The 15552-nt window shown below is 53.9% G+C and carries 15 protein-coding genes; 7 read left to right on the forward strand and 8 right to left on the reverse strand.

From position 1 onward, the window contains the following. The 4 genes from QRD42_RS06735 to aspA form a co-directional block, all read right to left on the reverse strand. Positions 1-422: protein-disulfide reductase DsbD domain-containing protein (locus QRD42_RS06735; protein ID WP_321988469.1), on the reverse strand; the 422-nt coding region annotated here is incomplete at its 3' end. Continuing rightward, on the reverse strand, positions 398-721 hold the full coding sequence (gene cutA, locus QRD42_RS06740) for a divalent cation tolerance protein CutA (protein ID WP_321988470.1): 324 nt from the start codon (positions 719-721) through the stop codon (positions 398-400). The genes cutA and QRD42_RS06735, both read right to left, overlap by 25 nt. A 93-nt stretch (positions 722-814) precedes the next feature. Further along, positions 815-2116, reverse strand: coding sequence for an anaerobic C4-dicarboxylate transporter (locus tag QRD42_RS06745; RefSeq protein ID WP_318364131.1), 1302 nt, complete (start codon positions 2114-2116; stop codon positions 815-817). A 111-nt stretch (positions 2117-2227) separates the two neighbouring features. Further along, entirely contained in the window at positions 2228-3664 is a 1437-nt protein-coding gene (gene aspA / locus QRD42_RS06750) for an aspartate ammonia-lyase (RefSeq protein WP_072570240.1), read from the reverse strand. A gap of 337 nt (positions 3665-4001) precedes the next feature. Here aspA and QRD42_RS06755 point away from each other — a divergent pair, with 337 nt between their 5' ends. Beyond that, complete coding sequence (locus tag QRD42_RS06755; protein ID WP_318375659.1) at positions 4002-4472, forward strand: FxsA family protein; 471 nt, start codon at positions 4002-4004, stop codon at positions 4470-4472. 93 nt (positions 4473-4565) lie between these two features. On the opposite strand, the gene yjeH is transcribed toward QRD42_RS06755, so the two are convergent. Next, entirely contained in the window at positions 4566-5804 is a 1239-nt protein-coding gene (gene yjeH, locus QRD42_RS06760) for an L-methionine/branched-chain amino acid transporter (protein WP_072570242.1), read from the reverse strand. A gap of 251 nt (positions 5805-6055) precedes the next feature. Here yjeH and QRD42_RS06765 point away from each other — a divergent pair, with 251 nt between their 5' ends. The 4 genes from QRD42_RS06765 to QRD42_RS06780 all read left to right on the forward strand — a co-directional run bounded on the left by QRD42_RS06765 (position 6056) and on the right by QRD42_RS06780 (position 11826). Then, positions 6056-6349 (forward strand): co-chaperone GroES, encoded by a 294-nt coding sequence (locus QRD42_RS06765; RefSeq protein WP_072570243.1) that lies wholly within the window; start codon positions 6056-6058, stop codon positions 6347-6349. 43 nt (positions 6350-6392) lie between these two features. Continuing rightward, the gene (gene groL / locus QRD42_RS06770) at positions 6393-8039 is read left to right on the forward strand and encodes a chaperonin GroEL (protein ID WP_072570244.1); all 1647 of its coding nucleotides are present in this window, start codon (positions 6393-6395) and stop codon (positions 8037-8039) included. Between the two features lie 388 nt (positions 8040-8427). Further along, positions 8428-11355, forward strand: coding sequence for an autotransporter outer membrane beta-barrel domain-containing protein (locus QRD42_RS06775; RefSeq protein WP_321988471.1), 2928 nt, complete (start codon positions 8428-8430; stop codon positions 11353-11355). A gap of 117 nt (positions 11356-11472) precedes the next feature. Beyond that, positions 11473-11826: a DUF4156 domain-containing protein gene (locus QRD42_RS06780; RefSeq protein ID WP_321988472.1), complete on the forward strand. Its 354-nt coding sequence runs from the start codon at positions 11473-11475 to the stop codon at positions 11824-11826. 46 nt (positions 11827-11872) lie between these two features. On the opposite strand, the gene yjeJ is transcribed toward QRD42_RS06780, so the two are convergent. Both yjeJ and epmB read right to left on the reverse strand, forming a co-directional pair. Beyond that, positions 11873-12694 carry a YjeJ family protein gene (gene yjeJ / locus QRD42_RS06785; RefSeq protein ID WP_321988473.1) on the reverse strand — a complete coding sequence of 274 codons (822 nt, stop codon included), beginning with the start codon at positions 12692-12694 and terminating at the stop codon, positions 11873-11875. A 124-nt stretch (positions 12695-12818) separates the two neighbouring features. Continuing rightward, positions 12819-13847, reverse strand: coding sequence for an EF-P beta-lysylation protein EpmB (gene epmB, locus QRD42_RS06790; RefSeq protein WP_321988474.1), 1029 nt, complete (start codon positions 13845-13847; stop codon positions 12819-12821). Between the two features lie 40 nt (positions 13848-13887). Between epmB and efp the strand changes: the two genes are divergently transcribed. Both efp and ecnB read left to right on the forward strand, forming a co-directional pair. Next, positions 13888-14454, forward strand: coding sequence for an elongation factor P (gene efp, locus QRD42_RS06795; RefSeq protein WP_072570249.1), 567 nt, complete (start codon positions 13888-13890; stop codon positions 14452-14454). Positions 14455-14602: 148 nt separating this feature from the next. Next, positions 14603-14749: a lipoprotein toxin entericidin B gene (ecnB, locus tag QRD42_RS06800; RefSeq protein WP_039055654.1), complete on the forward strand. Its 147-nt coding sequence runs from the start codon at positions 14603-14605 to the stop codon at positions 14747-14749. Here the strand turns inward: ecnB and QRD42_RS06805 are convergent. After that, entirely contained in the window at positions 14733-15380 is a 648-nt protein-coding gene (locus tag QRD42_RS06805) for a helix-turn-helix transcriptional regulator (protein WP_321988475.1), read from the reverse strand. The genes ecnB and QRD42_RS06805 overlap by 17 nt on opposite strands. Positions 15381-15552: the final 172 nt, after the last annotated feature.

Raw genomic sequence — 15552 nt, forward strand, 5'->3', positions numbered from 1 at the left:
ATTTCCGTCAGCGGCACCGTTTTGGTTTCCGGCGGATAGCACAGCCCGGCCTCGGCGCAGCCCTGGTAAGTCACGGTGAGCGTGGCATTTTTACCCGCGGCATTCACCGTCACCGGCACATCCAGGCGCTGGCGATACACTTCGCTTTTACCGAAGAACTCATCTTCGTGCATCTCGCCCGCAGGCAGTTGCGGCGGAGCGATCTCCGCACCGGCAGGGGTGATTTTGATCTGCTGGCGATAGAGGTAGTAGCCCTCTTTCACCTGCCAGTGCAGCGTCAGGTCGTGCTGGTTTTGCTGAAAATCAAAGGCAAAGGCCTGGTCGGCAGGCACAAAAGTAGAGCGGCCAGGCGCGTCAAACAGTCCGGCGAAGACTGAGGTGCTGCACAGCAGCAGGATCAGCGTAAGGAAGCGTTGAGCCATGAGAGGTAATCACTATCTCCGTGTGTAACCGGTAAAACCAGTAATTCGGGGGTCTGATAAGGGTGGTGCGATTTCAGGCAGGCGAGCAGCGCCTTCTGATGGGCGAGATCGCTTTTCAGCAGCATCTGCACTTCATATTCCTGCTCCAGTTTCCCTTCCCAGTAATAGAGCGAGGTCGCGCCCGGCAACAGGGTGACACAGGCAGCGAGTTTATCCGCAAGGACTTTGGCAGCCAGATCCTGGGCAGTGGCTTCATCCGGGGCGGTACAGAGCACAACAACAGCGTCAGGCGTGTTCATCGTCAATCTCGACTCGGCGAAAACAGGCACTATAGCAGGTGACGGGCGGGGATTCATGCAACGGGCCGCGAGACGGCCCGTTTTTAACGAGATTTACAACAGGATGCCGCCGACGATAAAGCCGAGGATCACGCACAGCGTGATGGCAATAACGCCGGGGATCAAAAAGGCATGGTTAAAGACATATTTGCCGATACGGGTGGAGCCGGTGTCGTCCATTTCCACCGCAGCCAGCAGCGTTGGATAGGTGGGCAGCACAAAGAGCGCCGACACCGCCGCGAAGGACGCGATGGCGGTGAGCGGGCTGACGCCCAGCAGCAGGGCGGCAGGCATCAGCGCTTTGGTGGTCGCCGCCTGGGAGTAGAGCAGCGTGGCGGCAAAGAACAGCACCACCGCCAGCATCCACGGGTAGTTATGCAGCAGATCGCCCGCCACCATCTGAATATCTTCAATGTGATGTTTCACGAAAGTGTCGCCCAGCCAGGCCACGCCCAGTACGCAGACGCAGGCGCTCATGCCGGATTTAAAGGTGCTGGCGTTAAGGATCTCGCCGGTATCAATTTTACAGGTCAGGCAGATGAGCGTGGCGATGGTCAGCATAAACACCACAATGGCTTCGTTACGCGGCAGCACCGGGTTGGCGATAAGCCCTACCGTCGGGCTGATGGCGGTGGCGTAAACCATAACCGCGACGATGCCGATTAAAAACAGCATCAGCGAACGCTTCGCATGAGGTTTGATGTTAAACACCTGGCTGCCGCGCAGGCTGACTTCGCCTTTCGCCAGTCGCTCCTGATACACCGGATCGTCTTTCAGCTCGCTGCCGAGGAAGTTACACACCACGGCGGTAAGCATCACCGCAACCAGCGTGGTGGGGATACAGATCGCCAGCAACGTCAGATAGCTGACGCCCAGCGGTTCAAGGATGCCGGCAAAGAACACCACGGCGGCGGAAATCGGCGAGGCGGTGATGGCGATCTGCGAGGCGACCACGGCGATGGATAATGGGCGGGACGGGCGGATGCCCTGTTCTTTCGCCACTTCGGTGATCACCGGCAGCGTGGAGAAGGCGGTGTGCCCGGTGCCCGCCAGAATGGTCATAAACCAGGTGACCAGCGGCGCTAAAAAGGTGATGTATTTGGGATGCCGACGCAGCATTTTTTCGGCGAGGCTGACCAGGTAATCCATGCCGCCTGCGACCTGCATCGCGGCGATGGCGGCGATAACCGCCATGATGATTTCGATAACGTCAAAGGGGATCGCGCCAGGCGGGATTTGAAAAAAGAGCGTCAATACGAGTACGCCCAATCCTCCGGCCAGCCCAATGCCGATCCCGCCAAGTCTTGCCCCTAAATAAATCGCCAGAAGGACGATAACAAGTTCTGCACCAAACATAGTTGCCTGCCTTGTTTATTAACAAGTTGATATTAGATTGTTGTATTTTAGTAACTCTTAAAAAGCAAAAAGGCACGTCATCTGACGTGCCTTTGTTTGCGTGGCGAACAATTACTGCTCGCTTTCATCGGTGTAGCGTTTGGCCTTATAGACCGGATGCATCAGGTTATGCGGCGAGAAGATGTCATCCAGTTCTGCTTCAGTCAGCAGACCGCGCTCCAGCACCACTTCCCGTACGCTCTTACCGGTCTCCGCACAGATCTTACCAACAATATCACCATTGTGGTGGCCGATAAACGGATTGAGATAAGTGACGATGCCGATGGAGTTGTAAACGTAGCTTTCGCAGACGGCGCGGTTAGCGGTAATGCCGTTGATGCATTTTTCCAGAAGGTTGTAACAGGCGTTGGTCAGGATGTGGATGGATTCAAACATCGCCTGGCCAATCACCGGCTCCATCACGTTCAGCTGCAACTGACCCGCTTCGGAAGCCATGGTCACGGTGGTGTCGTTACCGATCACCTTGAAGCATACCTGGTTTACCACTTCCGGCACCACCGGGTTCACTTTGGCTGGCATGATCGAGGAGCCTGCCTGCAGTTCCGGCAGGTTGATCTCGTTCAGACCTGCACGCGGCCCGGAGGAGAGCAGACGCAGGTCATTACAGATTTTGGAGAGTTTCACCGCCAGACGTTTCAGCGAGCTGTGCACCATTACGTAAGCGCCGCAGTCGGAGGTGGCTTCGATGAGATCTTCCGCCGGGACGACCGGCAGGTTACTGACTTCCGCCAGCTTCTGCACCGCCAGCTGCTGGTAGCCGTCCGGGGTGTTCAGACGGGTGCCGATGGCGGTTGCGCCGAGGTTCACTTCCAGCAGCAGTTCCGCAGTACGACGCAGGTTTTTGGTCTCTTCGTTCAGCAGCACGTTAAAGGCATGGAACTCCTGGCCCAGCGTCATCGGCACCGCGTCCTGCAACTGGGTGCGGCCCATTTTCAGTACGTCCTGGAACTCAACGGCTTTATTCTGGAAGCCTTCGCCGAGCTGGTGGATGGCATCGATCAGTTTTTCGATCGAAGCGTATACCGCGATACGGAAGCCGGTCGGATAGGCGTCGTTGGTGGACTGGCATTTGTTAACGTGATCGTTCGGGTTGAGGTACTGGTACTCACCTTTCTGGTGGCCCATCAGCTCAAGGCCGATGTTCGCCAGCACTTCGTTGGTGTTCATGTTGACGGAAGTGCCCGCGCCGCCCTGATAAACGTCAACCGGGAACTGATCCATGCATTTGCCGTTATTCAGGACTTCATCACATGCGGCGATAATGACATTAGCCACGTTCTTCGGGATGGTCTGCAACTCCTTGTTGGCCATTGCTGCCGCTTTCTTAACCATCACCATGCCGCGCACAAACTCAGGGATGTCACTGATTTTGCTGTTACTAATGTAAAAGTTTTCAATCGCTCTCAGAGTGTGGACGCCATAATAGGCATCCGCTGGTACTTCCCTTGTGCCCAACAAATCTTCTTCGATACGAATGTTGTTTAACATGTGAACCTTCTTAAATTAAAGCTACGAATGAATGCACCAAACACACAGGAGATCTGTGGTTATGTGTGATTACTGACCGACGATTATTTCCTTAATCAGCCACGTAACCGGGATCATATGCTGATCATAGCGAATTGCCGTAACCTGGATCACTTATTATCTTAGCTGATACGGTACTTTTATTGATTTGTGAAATACATCACCGGATCAATCATTGCCAAAAAATAGTCGCGCATTCCGATTGAATTCTGGCATGAAGCCTCCATTACAGGATCATGCGTGTCGCAAAATTACACTGACCGTGGCGCGAAAGCCGCGGTTTACACAGGAGAAGCCAGTGCGCTGGATACCGTTAATTGCCGTATTTTTATATGTTTACATTGAGATTTCGATTTTCATTCAGGTCGCCCAGGTCTTAGGCGTCCTGTTAACTCTGGTGCTGGTGATCTTCAGTTCCGTGGTCGGGATGTCGCTGGTGCGTAACCAGGGCTTCAAGAATTTACTGCTGATGCAGCAGAAAATGGCGGCGGGTGAAAGTCCGGCAGCAGAAATGATCAAGAGCGTGTCGCTGATCATCGCCGGGCTGTTGCTGCTGTTGCCGGGCTTCTTTACCGATTTCCTCGGTCTGTTGCTGCTGTTGCCGCCGGTACAGAAACTGCTGACCCTGCGCCTGATGCCGCATCTGCGTTTTTCCCGTATGCCGGGGGGCGGTTTCAGCGCCGGTACCCAGGGCGGGCAGACCTTTGATGGCGAATACCAGCGTAAAGACGATCAGCGTGACCGTATCGAACATAAAGACGATCAATAATTACTTTTGCCCGGTGGCGCTGCGCTTACCGGGCCTACAAATTACCCGTTCCAGCAATTGTAGGCCGGGCAAGCACAGCGCCGCCCGGCATGTTTAATCCACGCGCCGTTTGGGTAAAAACAGCCACAGCGCCGCCAGCATGATGATGGCGTAAAGGCTCTTCCAGCCGACCATCGCCAGCAGCAGTAAACAGAGCACCCCGCCAAGCGCTGCCAGCGCACGATAACGCCCGGTCAGCAGCCGACATCCCGCCAGCATACACAGCAGATAGATCATGATGAAAATGCCGTTGGCATAGACAATCAGCGCATCCAGATTGATATCCAGCAGATAGATACCCAGCGTGCTCAGCATGCAGCAGCCGATCACCGCGCTGAGGGCGTTACGCGGAATGTGGTTTTTCGAAAGGCGCGCCAGATAGCTGTCCGGCAGGTGCTGCGCCTGCGACCACACCAGCCGCGCGAAGCTCTGGATATAAATGTTCAGACTGGCAAAGCAGGCCAGATAACCAATGACGCAGGCGATCCACAGGGCTTTCACGCCAAACAGCTGCACGACGATGCCCGGCAATGAAGTCGCGGCGGCGCGATCGGCGCTGTAGGCATTAAAATGCAGCACCAGCACGGTACAGGCCCAGTATACGGTTCCCGCCAGCAGCAGGCCAATCATCAGCGCGCGGGGAAAATCGCGCTCCGGCTGTTTGAATTCTGACGCCAGATGCGCAAAAGCCTCAAGCCCGACGAAGCACCAGAACATCACCGACAGCGCGGCGAACAGCTGCGGGGTATCCACCTCCGGCAGCGCCGGGAAGGGAATGGCCGCGAGGGTAATATCGCCATAGATCCAGATCGCTACAATCAGGGCGACGATCAAAATCGCCACCAGGGTTTGCAGGTTGGCGCTGGAGCGCGCGCCCCGGGAGCCAATCCACCAGATGATGGCGAGGGTGCCCAGCTCCGCCAGCAATAACTGGCTGTCGTGCCAGCCGAACAGCGACTGCCCAAAACCGGTGGCGATGTGCAGCGCGGCGGGTAATCCCACCGGGATCACCGACAAAAATAGCCAGCCGGTGACGCGCGCCAGCCGGGGGCCAAAGGCCAGGGCGACAAAATGCGCCACGCCGCCTGCGCTGGGAAAATGTCGGCCAAGCAGGGCAAAAACAATGGCGATGGGAAACACCAGCACGATCAGCGCAGGCCAGGCCCACAGGCTGTTGTCGCCTGCTACCAGCGCCGCCAGCGCAGGAACGGCAAACACGCCGGTGCCTAATAATGAAGTAGAGAGTAAGCCCACCCCTTGCGCTAATCCCAGTTCCTGTTTTAATCCGCTCATTACCCTGTCCTGCCGCCATCAAAGAGCGGCGATAGTAGCATAAGCAGGCCTTATCAGCGCCGCGCGTTCCCTCCCCACTTCTTGCAGGACGTTGTTTCAGGCAACTTTTTATCGCCCTTAAGAAAATTTTTTTCTTTTTGCCCCTTGAAGGCTTGATCAAGCACCCCCATCTCTGACGTCACCAGCCGGGAACCACCTTTAGGCCGGCGTCATCCATAACCGATACTGACTTTCTCAAAGGAGAGCTATCAATGAGTATTCGTCCGTTGCATGACCGTGTCATCGTCAAGCGTAAAGAAGTTGAGTCCAAGTCTGCGGGCGGCATCGTACTGACCGGAAGCGCTGCTGGTAAATCGACTCGTGGCGAAATCATCGCTGTCGGTAAAGGCCGCATCCTGGAAAACGGTAGCGTGCAGCCACTGGACGTTAAAGTTGGTGACATCGTCATTTTCAACGATGGCTACGGTGTGAAATCTGAAAAGATTGACGATCAAGAAGTGCTGATCATGTCCGAAAGCGACATTCTGGCAATTGTTGAAGCGTAACCCACCCGCGAACTGAACCTACGAATTTAAGGGAAAGAAGAAAATGGCAGCTAAAGACGTAAAATTCGGTAACGACGCTCGTGTGAAAATGCTGCGCGGCGTAAACGTACTGGCAGACGCAGTGAAAGTTACCCTTGGCCCGAAAGGCCGTAACGTTGTTCTGGATAAATCTTTCGGTGCACCGACCATTACTAAAGATGGTGTTTCTGTAGCACGTGAAATCGAGCTGGAAGACAAGTTCGAAAACATGGGCGCGCAGATGGTGAAAGAAGTTGCCTCTAAAGCGAACGACGCGGCAGGCGACGGTACCACCACTGCAACCGTACTGGCACAGTCCATCATCACCGAAGGCCTGAAAGCTGTAGCGGCTGGCATGAACCCGATGGATCTGAAACGCGGCATCGACAAAGCGGTTATCGCTGCGGTTGAAGAACTGAAAGCCCTGTCTGTACCTTGCTCCGATTCCCGAGCCATTGCTCAGGTTGGTACCATCTCCGCTAACTCCGATGAAACCGTGGGTAAACTGATCGCGGAAGCCATGGAGAAAGTGGGTAAAGAAGGCGTTATCACCGTTGAAGAAGGCACCGGCCTGCAGGACGAGCTGGACGTGGTAGAAGGTATGCAGTTCGACCGTGGCTACCTGTCCCCGTATTTCATCAACAAGCCGGAAACTGGCTCCATTGAACTGGAAAGCCCGTTCATCCTGCTGGCTGATAAAAAAATCTCCAACATCCGCGAAATGCTGCCAGTACTGGAAGCCGTTGCGAAAGCCGGTAAACCACTGCTGATCATCGCTGAAGATGTGGAAGGCGAAGCGCTGGCAACCCTGGTGGTTAACACCATGCGCGGCATCGTGAAAGTGGCTGCGGTGAAAGCACCGGGCTTCGGCGACCGTCGTAAAGCTATGCTGCAGGATATCGCTATCCTGACCGGCGGTACCGTGATCTCTGAAGAGATCGGTATGGAGCTGGAAAAAGCGACCCTGGAAGACCTGGGTCAGGCTAAACGCGTTGTGATCAACAAAGACACCACCACCATCATCGATGGCGTGGGTGAAGAAGCGAGCATTCAGGGCCGTGTTTCTCAGATCCGTCAGCAGATCGAAGAAGCGACCTCTGACTACGATCGTGAAAAACTGCAGGAGCGCGTAGCTAAACTGGCTGGCGGCGTTGCGGTAATCAAAGTCGGTGCTGCTACCGAAGTTGAAATGAAAGAGAAGAAAGCCCGCGTAGAAGATGCCCTGCACGCAACCCGTGCTGCGGTTGAAGAAGGTGTGGTTGCAGGCGGCGGCGTTGCGCTGATCCGTGTTGCTTCTAAACTGAGCGAACTGCGTGGCCAGAACGAAGATCAGAACGTCGGTATCAAAGTTGCGCTGCGCGCAATGGAAGCACCGCTGCGTCAGATCGTGCTGAACTGCGGCGAAGAGCCGTCTGTTGTGGCTAACACCGTTAAAGGCGGCGACGGTAACTACGGTTACAACGCAGCGACCGAAGAATACGGCAACATGATCGACATGGGTATCCTGGATCCGACTAAAGTGACCCGTTCTGCTCTGCAGTACGCGGCCTCTGTTGCCGGTCTGATGATCACCACCGAGTGCATGGTGACCGACCTGCCGAAAGCTGATGGCCCTGATTTAGGTGCTGCTGGCGGTATGGGCGGCATGGGTGGTATGGGCGGCATGATGTAATCATGTTGTTCTGCATCCCGCAGAAATAAGAAAACCCCCGGTCAGCAATGTCCGGGGGTTTTTCTTTGCGCGGCGTATAACTTCTCTAAATATATATCATTATTATAATATTGGATTTGTGATTATTAACAGATGAACCCATAATTCCAGGAACATATTTTGACAAACACAGAAATGCCAACAAAATGAATGTGCTAACTCATTATTTTAAGGATGTTCTTAAATTAAAGTGAGTGCTACGGTAAATTCATATATTCTGAAATGATTCATATTGTCTATAACATTTTATGTTAATACACGCATCCTTCATGCTAATAACCTTTTGCAGCTAATAATATGCGTTTGCTTATTTATACCACTCGCAAATATATTCAGGAGAAGGGATGCAATGAAAACGAATTATCTCGCCATGTGCGTCGCGCTGGCGTTGGGCGGCACGGCGCACGCGAATGCGCTTTACGATTATACCAGCGGTAATAACGGCAACATTTATGAATATTACAATGGTGGCGGATCGGCTGAAATGAAAATTTCAGGGAGTGTGACTTATGATAGTCGCGTCGACACCGACGTCGACAATAACAATATAGGTATCTATTTCGGCCGGAACGTTCCCGATTCCGAAGAACCCGGAATACTTATTATGAATGTTGACTCGGCGAATATTGAATTAGCTGAAACCCAAATAGGTATCTACGCTGGGGGCGACGATGGCGGTGGCGCTATAGTGAATGTTAACGATAGCGTAATGAATATTACCAGTGATAACGATTATGCGGCAGGTATTGACATCGCTGATGATAAAATTGCGGAGTTACACATTGATAATACTGCTTCTGATATTACGCTGACGGGTACTGGTAGCATCGGTATTACTGCCTACGGCTATCAGTCTTTGACGGTAGATATTGACTCTCCGGATTTATTCATTAATGTTGGCGACGCGTCTGCGGGCAATAGTATTGGCATAAAAGCCGAGGCATTAGGGGCATTCGCTTCAGAGCCAGCTAACACAAATATAGCTTTGGATGTGCTGGCCAACATCAATGTGCAGGGCTTTAATGCAATCGGTATGTCCGCTTATGCAGCGGAAGGTCAAAATAATAATGTGGCAATTAACAGTTCAGGGGTAATTACTGCGCAGGGAACGGGGGCAAAAGGTATTCAGGCCCAAGTCTATAACGATGTTCTCAACGACGGTAATAGCGGTATTACCATTGACACCTTAGATCTGCAATTAACCGCTTCCGGGGAAGGGGCGCAGGGTATTAACGCATTCAGTGAAAATAGCGGCGATATTGTTATTAATCTTGGGGGCAATACCCAGACCAGCGGCGGTTGGGGAGCGGATGCCACGGGCGTCAGCGCCACTAGCCAGAAAACCGTGACGATGAGCATAGAGGATACTGCTACGCTCGGCGCGATGAATGACAGCGCGATGGTCATTACCGCGCCGACGGTGACGGTCACCAACAAGGGCACGCTCACTGGTAATCTGACCCTCAGCGGCGATGACGTCACCCTGAATAACAGCGGCAACCTGCATTTACGCAATTGGCAGGATACTGACGGCGACGGTACACGCGATACCAAAGCCGTGGCAGTGTCCAGTTTTGGCGGTAACGGGGTATTTAATAATACCGGCACGATCGTGCTCGACAGCGTGGCAGACAGCGACGTCACCAGCACCAACACCTCAAACGAATATGCCACGGGTTACAGCGTTAACAGCACCAGCAACGACGGCATTATGCAGGCGCAACTGCTGGGCCTCAGCACCTTTACCAACAGCGGCACCATTGATATGAGCGCTAATGGTAAAGCGGGGGATACGCTCGTTATCAGCAGCAGCACTGACGCCGGGGTTGCCGGTAACAGTACGTATGTCTCCAATGGCGGCACCATCGCCATGGATGTGGTGCTCAACGAAGGTGGCGCGAATTCGCAGAGCGATATGCTGATTGTTGATAACGTCGAAATGGGCAGCGCGAAAACCGATCTGCTGTTTACCAATACCGGCAGCGACAGTGATGCGGCATTGACCACCGGCGACGGTATTAAAGTGGTGGATGTGCGCGGCAGCACGTCGGAAGATGCCTTTGAACTGGCGGGACAAACTCACACCATGAGCGCCGGACAGTATATTTATCGTCTGGAGCAGAATACCGCCGATACCGACTGGTATCTGGTCAGCGATGAGGCAAATCCTGAACCAGCGCCGGATCCTGAGCCGACACCGGATCCCGATCCCACGCCCGATCCAGCCCCCAATCCTGATCCTACCCCCGATCCGACACCAGATCCGGATCCCGCCCCTTCACCAGACAATGGTGATGATAATGGGTCAATGATCCGCCCGGAAGTGGCCGGTTATCTGGCGAACCAGACGGCGGCAGTCGAAATGATGATCCAGACATACCACGATCGCCATGATGGACAACAGCCGGGCGGTGAAGGCGCGCCTGCGCTCTGGGGACGCATTACCGGCGGTCAGACTAACCATAACAGCGCAGGCGGTCAGTTCAATGTCGATCAGGAAAGCGTCCGGGTACAGCTGGGCGGCGATCTCTTACGCCTGACCAGCAACGGCAGCGATGATATACGTTTTGGCGTGATGGGCAGCTGGCAGCGCAGCGATGCAGACAGTGATAAATACTATCGCGTCAGCAATGGCGCAGGAAAAACGCGCTTTAACATGGATGCGAGCGTGGAAGGCTACAGCGTCGGTCTCTACGGCACCTGGCTGAGTGACGTGAAACAGCCGGAGCACTTGTATGTCGACAGCTGGTTACAGTATGGCTGGTACGATAACAGCGTCAGCAGCAGGCAGTCAGGCGTCGGGGATGATGAGTACGACTCCAGCGTCTGGAGCGGTTCGCTGGAAGCGGGTTACGGCTTTGTGCTGTCGGAAAACGCCGCGCAGCAAAGTCAGGTGATCCTGCAACCGCAGGCGCAGATCATTTACAGCGCCTACGATGCTGACAGCCACAGCGACGGCGCGGGTATGTCCGTCAGCGGCTACGATGCCGACGGCGTAACCAGCCGCCTCGGGGTGCGTCTGTGGCGGCAAAGCCCGCAGCAGGTGGTGCAGCCCTTTATGGAAATCAACTGGTGGCATGGCACGGCGGATAACAGCCTGGAAATTGACAATACCCGTTATGACGATGATACACCTGCTGATCGCTATGAAATGAAAATGGGACTGTCAGGCAATATTACGCCGGGCCTGAAGGCGTGGGGCAGTCTGACGATGGCGACCGGTGACAACAGCTATGACAATTATGGCGGCATGATCGGTGTGAAATACAGCTTCTGACGTGATATGACCAACAAACCCCCGGACAGAAATGCCTGGGGGTTTTTCTTTTGGTCATCTTTTTAGTATAAGGTTCAGACACGGACAACGTTGTCCAGCTATTACATGAGGAATAACATGCGCGTTTACGTCGGTGCAGGGATTGTCGGAACAGCGTTGCTGCTGGCGGGTTGTAGCGCCAGCAACGATCTGACCGCGGGTGGGCAAAGCGTTCGTTTTGTTGAAGAGAAACCGAGTGAGCAGTGTCGTTTACTGGGCACCGCAACCGGTACGCAAAGCAACTGGTTGTCGGGTCAGCATGGCGAAGAGGGCGGCTCAATGCGCGGCGCGGCAAATGCCCTGCGTAACGAAGCGGCAAAAATGGGCGGCAACGTGATTTTCAATGTCAGCAGCCCGACCCAGGGATTCATGTCGAGCTTTGTGCCGACCGCCAGCGAAATGAGCGGCCAGGTATACAAGTGCCCGAACTGATCGCCGGCATCTGATAAGATGAACCCCGCGCAGGGGTTCACTGTTTTCAGGCCGCCGATTTCTCCACATGTAACCGCAGATTATGCACCGCATGCAGGCACTGCGCCTGTGTCAGCGTGACCTTATTTCCCGCCGCCAGTGTTCTGACAAATACCTTGCAGGGTGTGTCATCCAGCTTGCGCAGACGCTTGCTGAAGCGCAGCAGACGTTTCACGATGCCCTGGGTTTCTTGTGACGCGGAAGGGGATCGCGTTTTAATGACCGAGCCGCTGGTATGTAATTCTCCTGCGGTATTTTTATACTGATAGATCACCACCAGATGATGGGTGAACAGGCGGTATTTCCACTCAGGATGCTGATAAGCGTCGTATTCCAGCTGTGCGTTATCCCGGCTGTCCACGTCATACAGCGGCAGGAAATCCAGCACAGAAGACACGCTTTCCACCAGCGCTCGTAGCCCGGCATTGTTCATTGCATGAATAATCAGTTTCACCAGCGCCGGGATTTGCGTATCCGCAATATTCAGGGTCAGCGTCTCGCCCGTATTCAGGGTGAAGGCTATCGTCAGGCTGTTGCCTGTATCATCAAGTAGCGTAACGCCTTCCACCCGCAGGCGCACATCCGCATTTCTCAGTTCATCTTCGACCAGCGCCGGCGCGTTGCTGTGCAGCGTGCTGCCAGCGTCATCGGGTACGCTTTTCACGGGAAGATGATATTCAAGACACAGCAGCAGATCTTTCAGGGGTAACAGCGGAAGAAACAGCAGGCTGTCATTATTCGCCTCGTGTTTAATTTTCAGGGCCAGCGCAGCAAAATCATTGTCATGACGAATAACGCCAGCGTTCAGTCCATGAATAGTTAAGGGCATTTATATTCTCCATGAGGGGCGGCAATATACCGGATGAAGGGCACAGATTTGGCAAGAAAACGCGGGGCAGTATAAGGGGAGATGAGGGGTAAAAAGAGTCCGAATGCGGACTCTTGAAGAAGGCTTATTGCTGGCGCAATTGCAAATCCAGCGGCGTTTTACTCGGCTCGCCGCCGATTTCACGCGCCAGGCGCGGCACCATATAGCCGGATACCAGGGTCAGCAATTCACGCACAATCTGACGCGCTTCGTCATCGCTCACCATAAAATGCGCCGCGCCCTGGACTTTATCCAGTACGTGCAGGTAATAGGGCATCACACTCGCATCAAACAGGGCATTGCTGAGATCCGCCAGCGTCTGCGCGTTGTCGTTCACGCCGCGCAGCAGCACGCTCTGATTGAGCAGCGTGACGCCCGCCTGCCGCAGCTGCGTCATGGCCGCGCGGAAAGCGTCGTCAATTTCCCGGGCATGGTTGATATGGTTCACCAGCAGGATCTGCAATGAGGATCGCGCCAGGCGGGCCGCCAGCGTATCGGTAATGCGCGCCGGGATCACCACCGGCAGACGGCTGTGAATGCGCAGACGCTTAATATGCGGGATCGCCTCCAGCTCGCCGATCAGCCAGTCCAGCTCATGATCTTTCGCCATCAGCGGATCGCCGCCGGAGAAAATGATCTCATCCAGCTCCGGATGCAGCGCAATATAGTCGAGCGCGGCCTGCCAGTTACGCTTATTGCCCTGATTATCGGCGTACGGGAAGTGACGGCGGAAGCAATAGCGGCAATTTACCGCGCAGCCGCCCTTAACAAGCAGCAGCGCCCGGTTACGGTATTTATGCAGCAATCCCGGCACCACGCTGTGCTGTTCTTCGAGCGGATCGGTGGTAAAGCCGGGGGCGGCGATAAACTCTTCCTGCGCGGTAAGTACCTGACGCAACAGCGGATCGTTCGGGTTGCCTTTTTCCATGCGCGCCGCAAATGCGCGGGGGACGCGCAGGGCGAACAGCCGACGGGCTTCGCGTCCCGCGAGCAGCTCTGCGCTGGCGTCTATATTTAAAAGCTGCAGAAGTTCATCAGGATCGGTTATTACATCGGCAAGTTGCAATAACCATTCTTCTCTGGAAGGGGTGTTTAGGGTTACAATGTGTGCCATTTTTTGGCTAATACCAGTTAACAATATTTCAGAGGGCCTTATGGCGACTTACTATAGCAACGATTTTCGTGCCGGTCTTAAAATCATGTTCGAAGGCGAACCTTACGCGGTTGAATCCAGTGAATTCGTTAAGCCGGGTAAAGGTCAGGCGTTCGCACGCGTTAAGCTGCGCCGTCTGCTGACCGGTACTCGCGTTGAGAAAACCTTCAAATCCACCGATTCCGCTGAAGGCGCTGACGTTATCGATATGAACCTGACTTACCTGTACAACGACGGTGAGTTCTGGCACTTCATGAACAACGAAACCTTCGAACAGCTGTCTGCGGACGCTAAAGCCATCGGCGACAGCGCCAAATGGCTGCTGGATCAGGCTGAATGCATCGTAACCCTGTGGAACGGCCAGCCGATCGCCGTGACCCCGCCGAACTTCGTTGAACTGGAAATCGTGGAAACCGATCCAGGCCTGAAAGGCGATACCGCGGGTACCGGTGGTAAACCTGCCAAACTGAGCACGGGCGCCGTGGTTAAAGTACCGCTGTTCGTACAGACCGGCGAAGTCATCAAAGTGGACACCCGCTCTGGCGAATACGTTTCCCGCGTTAAGTAATTCCTGCCTTATCTTCAGCGGTGTGGCGCGATGCCATGCCGCTGACTTCAAATCGTCCTAAAATATCGCCTTTTTCTCCACAGCCCGGAATTTTGTCTATGCTTAACAGGCTATACACAAATAACACTGGCTATAAAAGGAATATATTATGGTTAAGAAAACAATTGCTGCGATCTTTTCGGTACTGGTTCTTTCTTCTGTGTTGACCGCGTGTAACACCACGCGTGGCGTAGGCGAAGATATTTCTGATGGCGGCAGCGCGATCTCTGGTGCAGCCACTAAAGCTCAGCAGTAACAGCAGCGTACGGTACGGCCTCTGCCGTACCGTTGCTTCCGCTTTCCGGCAGTGACAAAAACGGCGTAAAACGATTCCCCATGCCCAGCTTCATGCGGATATTTCGTTTATAGGTATAAACCGTTTTGCCATTAATACCGAGCCGGTGAGCGATACAATGGTTATTAGTGCCGTCCATCCACAGTGATAATACTTTCTCTTCCTGCCGCGTCAGCAGCGGTGTCACCGTCTGATTCACATCTTCTGTTGGTCGTGAGCACAGCGCCCCGTTAATGCTACGGGCAAGCGCGTCAAGCGGTACAGACTTATCTAATCGACCCCAGAGCGGGAACTGCTGGCAATAGCTTTCCATCTGCGCATCATGCCCGGAAGATAATAACAGCAGCGGGCTTTGGCTACAGATGTGTAATAACGAGGCTAATTGCTGCACGTGATGTAATTCACTCGCAAAACCATAGAGATCGGCAATCACCAGATCCGGCTGCCATTGGGCGGCATGTTCTTTGGCGAGCATTAAATTGTTCAGCCCGGTTATCACCACCGGCCCCGGAAAGATCTCACTTTGATTGAGCCAGCTCTCAAGCCCGAAGCGGGCGAAGCAACAACGGTCAATCAATAAAATTTTGAACATGTTTGGTTTCGCAGTCAGAATGGGTGACGGCTTTCATTTATCTGAAAGTACACCATCATAGTGGGAAGACAAAAAAGGTAAATGACGGAACTCCGCTGCGAACTGCACCTATTTCTTGCTTTAAGCCGTTAAAATTTTGGATAAATAAAAAAGTTGAAATAGTAATGCCTGA

Origin of the sequence: Enterobacter sp. PGRG2, assembly GCF_030291195.1 — a bacterium.
GTDB lineage: Bacteria > Pseudomonadota > Gammaproteobacteria > Enterobacterales > Enterobacteriaceae > Enterobacter_D.

Excerpts from the sequence above, each read along its gene's own strand:
- QRD42_RS06780 (WP_321988472.1), top strand. The coding sequence starts at position 11,473 with ATGCGCGTTTACGTCGGTGCAGGGATTGTCGGAACAGCGTTGCTGCTG.
- groL (WP_072570244.1), top strand. The coding sequence starts at position 6,393 with ATGGCAGCTAAAGACGTAAAATTCGGTAACGACGCTCGTGTGAAAATG.
- yjeH (WP_072570242.1), bottom strand. The coding sequence starts at position 5,804 with ATGAGCGGATTAAAACAGGAACTGGGATTAGCGCAAGGGGTGGGCTTA.
- efp (WP_072570249.1), top strand. The coding sequence starts at position 13,888 with ATGGCGACTTACTATAGCAACGATTTTCGTGCCGGTCTTAAAATCATG.
- QRD42_RS06775 (WP_321988471.1), top strand. The coding sequence starts at position 8,428 with ATGAAAACGAATTATCTCGCCATGTGCGTCGCGCTGGCGTTGGGCGGC.
- ecnB (WP_039055654.1), top strand. The coding sequence starts at position 14,603 with ATGGTTAAGAAAACAATTGCTGCGATCTTTTCGGTACTGGTTCTTTCT.
- cutA (WP_321988470.1), bottom strand. The coding sequence starts at position 721 with ATGAACACGCCTGACGCTGTTGTTGTGCTCTGTACCGCCCCGGATGAA.
- QRD42_RS06765 (WP_072570243.1), top strand. The coding sequence starts at position 6,056 with ATGAGTATTCGTCCGTTGCATGACCGTGTCATCGTCAAGCGTAAAGAA.
- epmB (WP_321988474.1), bottom strand. The coding sequence starts at position 13,847 with ATGGCACACATTGTAACCCTAAACACCCCTTCCAGAGAAGAATGGTTA.
- yjeJ (WP_321988473.1), bottom strand. The coding sequence starts at position 12,694 with ATGCCCTTAACTATTCATGGACTGAACGCTGGCGTTATTCGTCATGAC.
- QRD42_RS06805 (WP_321988475.1), bottom strand. The coding sequence starts at position 15,380 with ATGTTCAAAATTTTATTGATTGACCGTTGTTGCTTCGCCCGCTTCGGG.
- aspA (WP_072570240.1), bottom strand. The coding sequence starts at position 3,664 with ATGTTAAACAACATTCGTATCGAAGAAGATTTGTTGGGCACAAGGGAA.
- QRD42_RS06745 (WP_318364131.1), bottom strand. The coding sequence starts at position 2,116 with ATGTTTGGTGCAGAACTTGTTATCGTCCTTCTGGCGATTTATTTAGGG.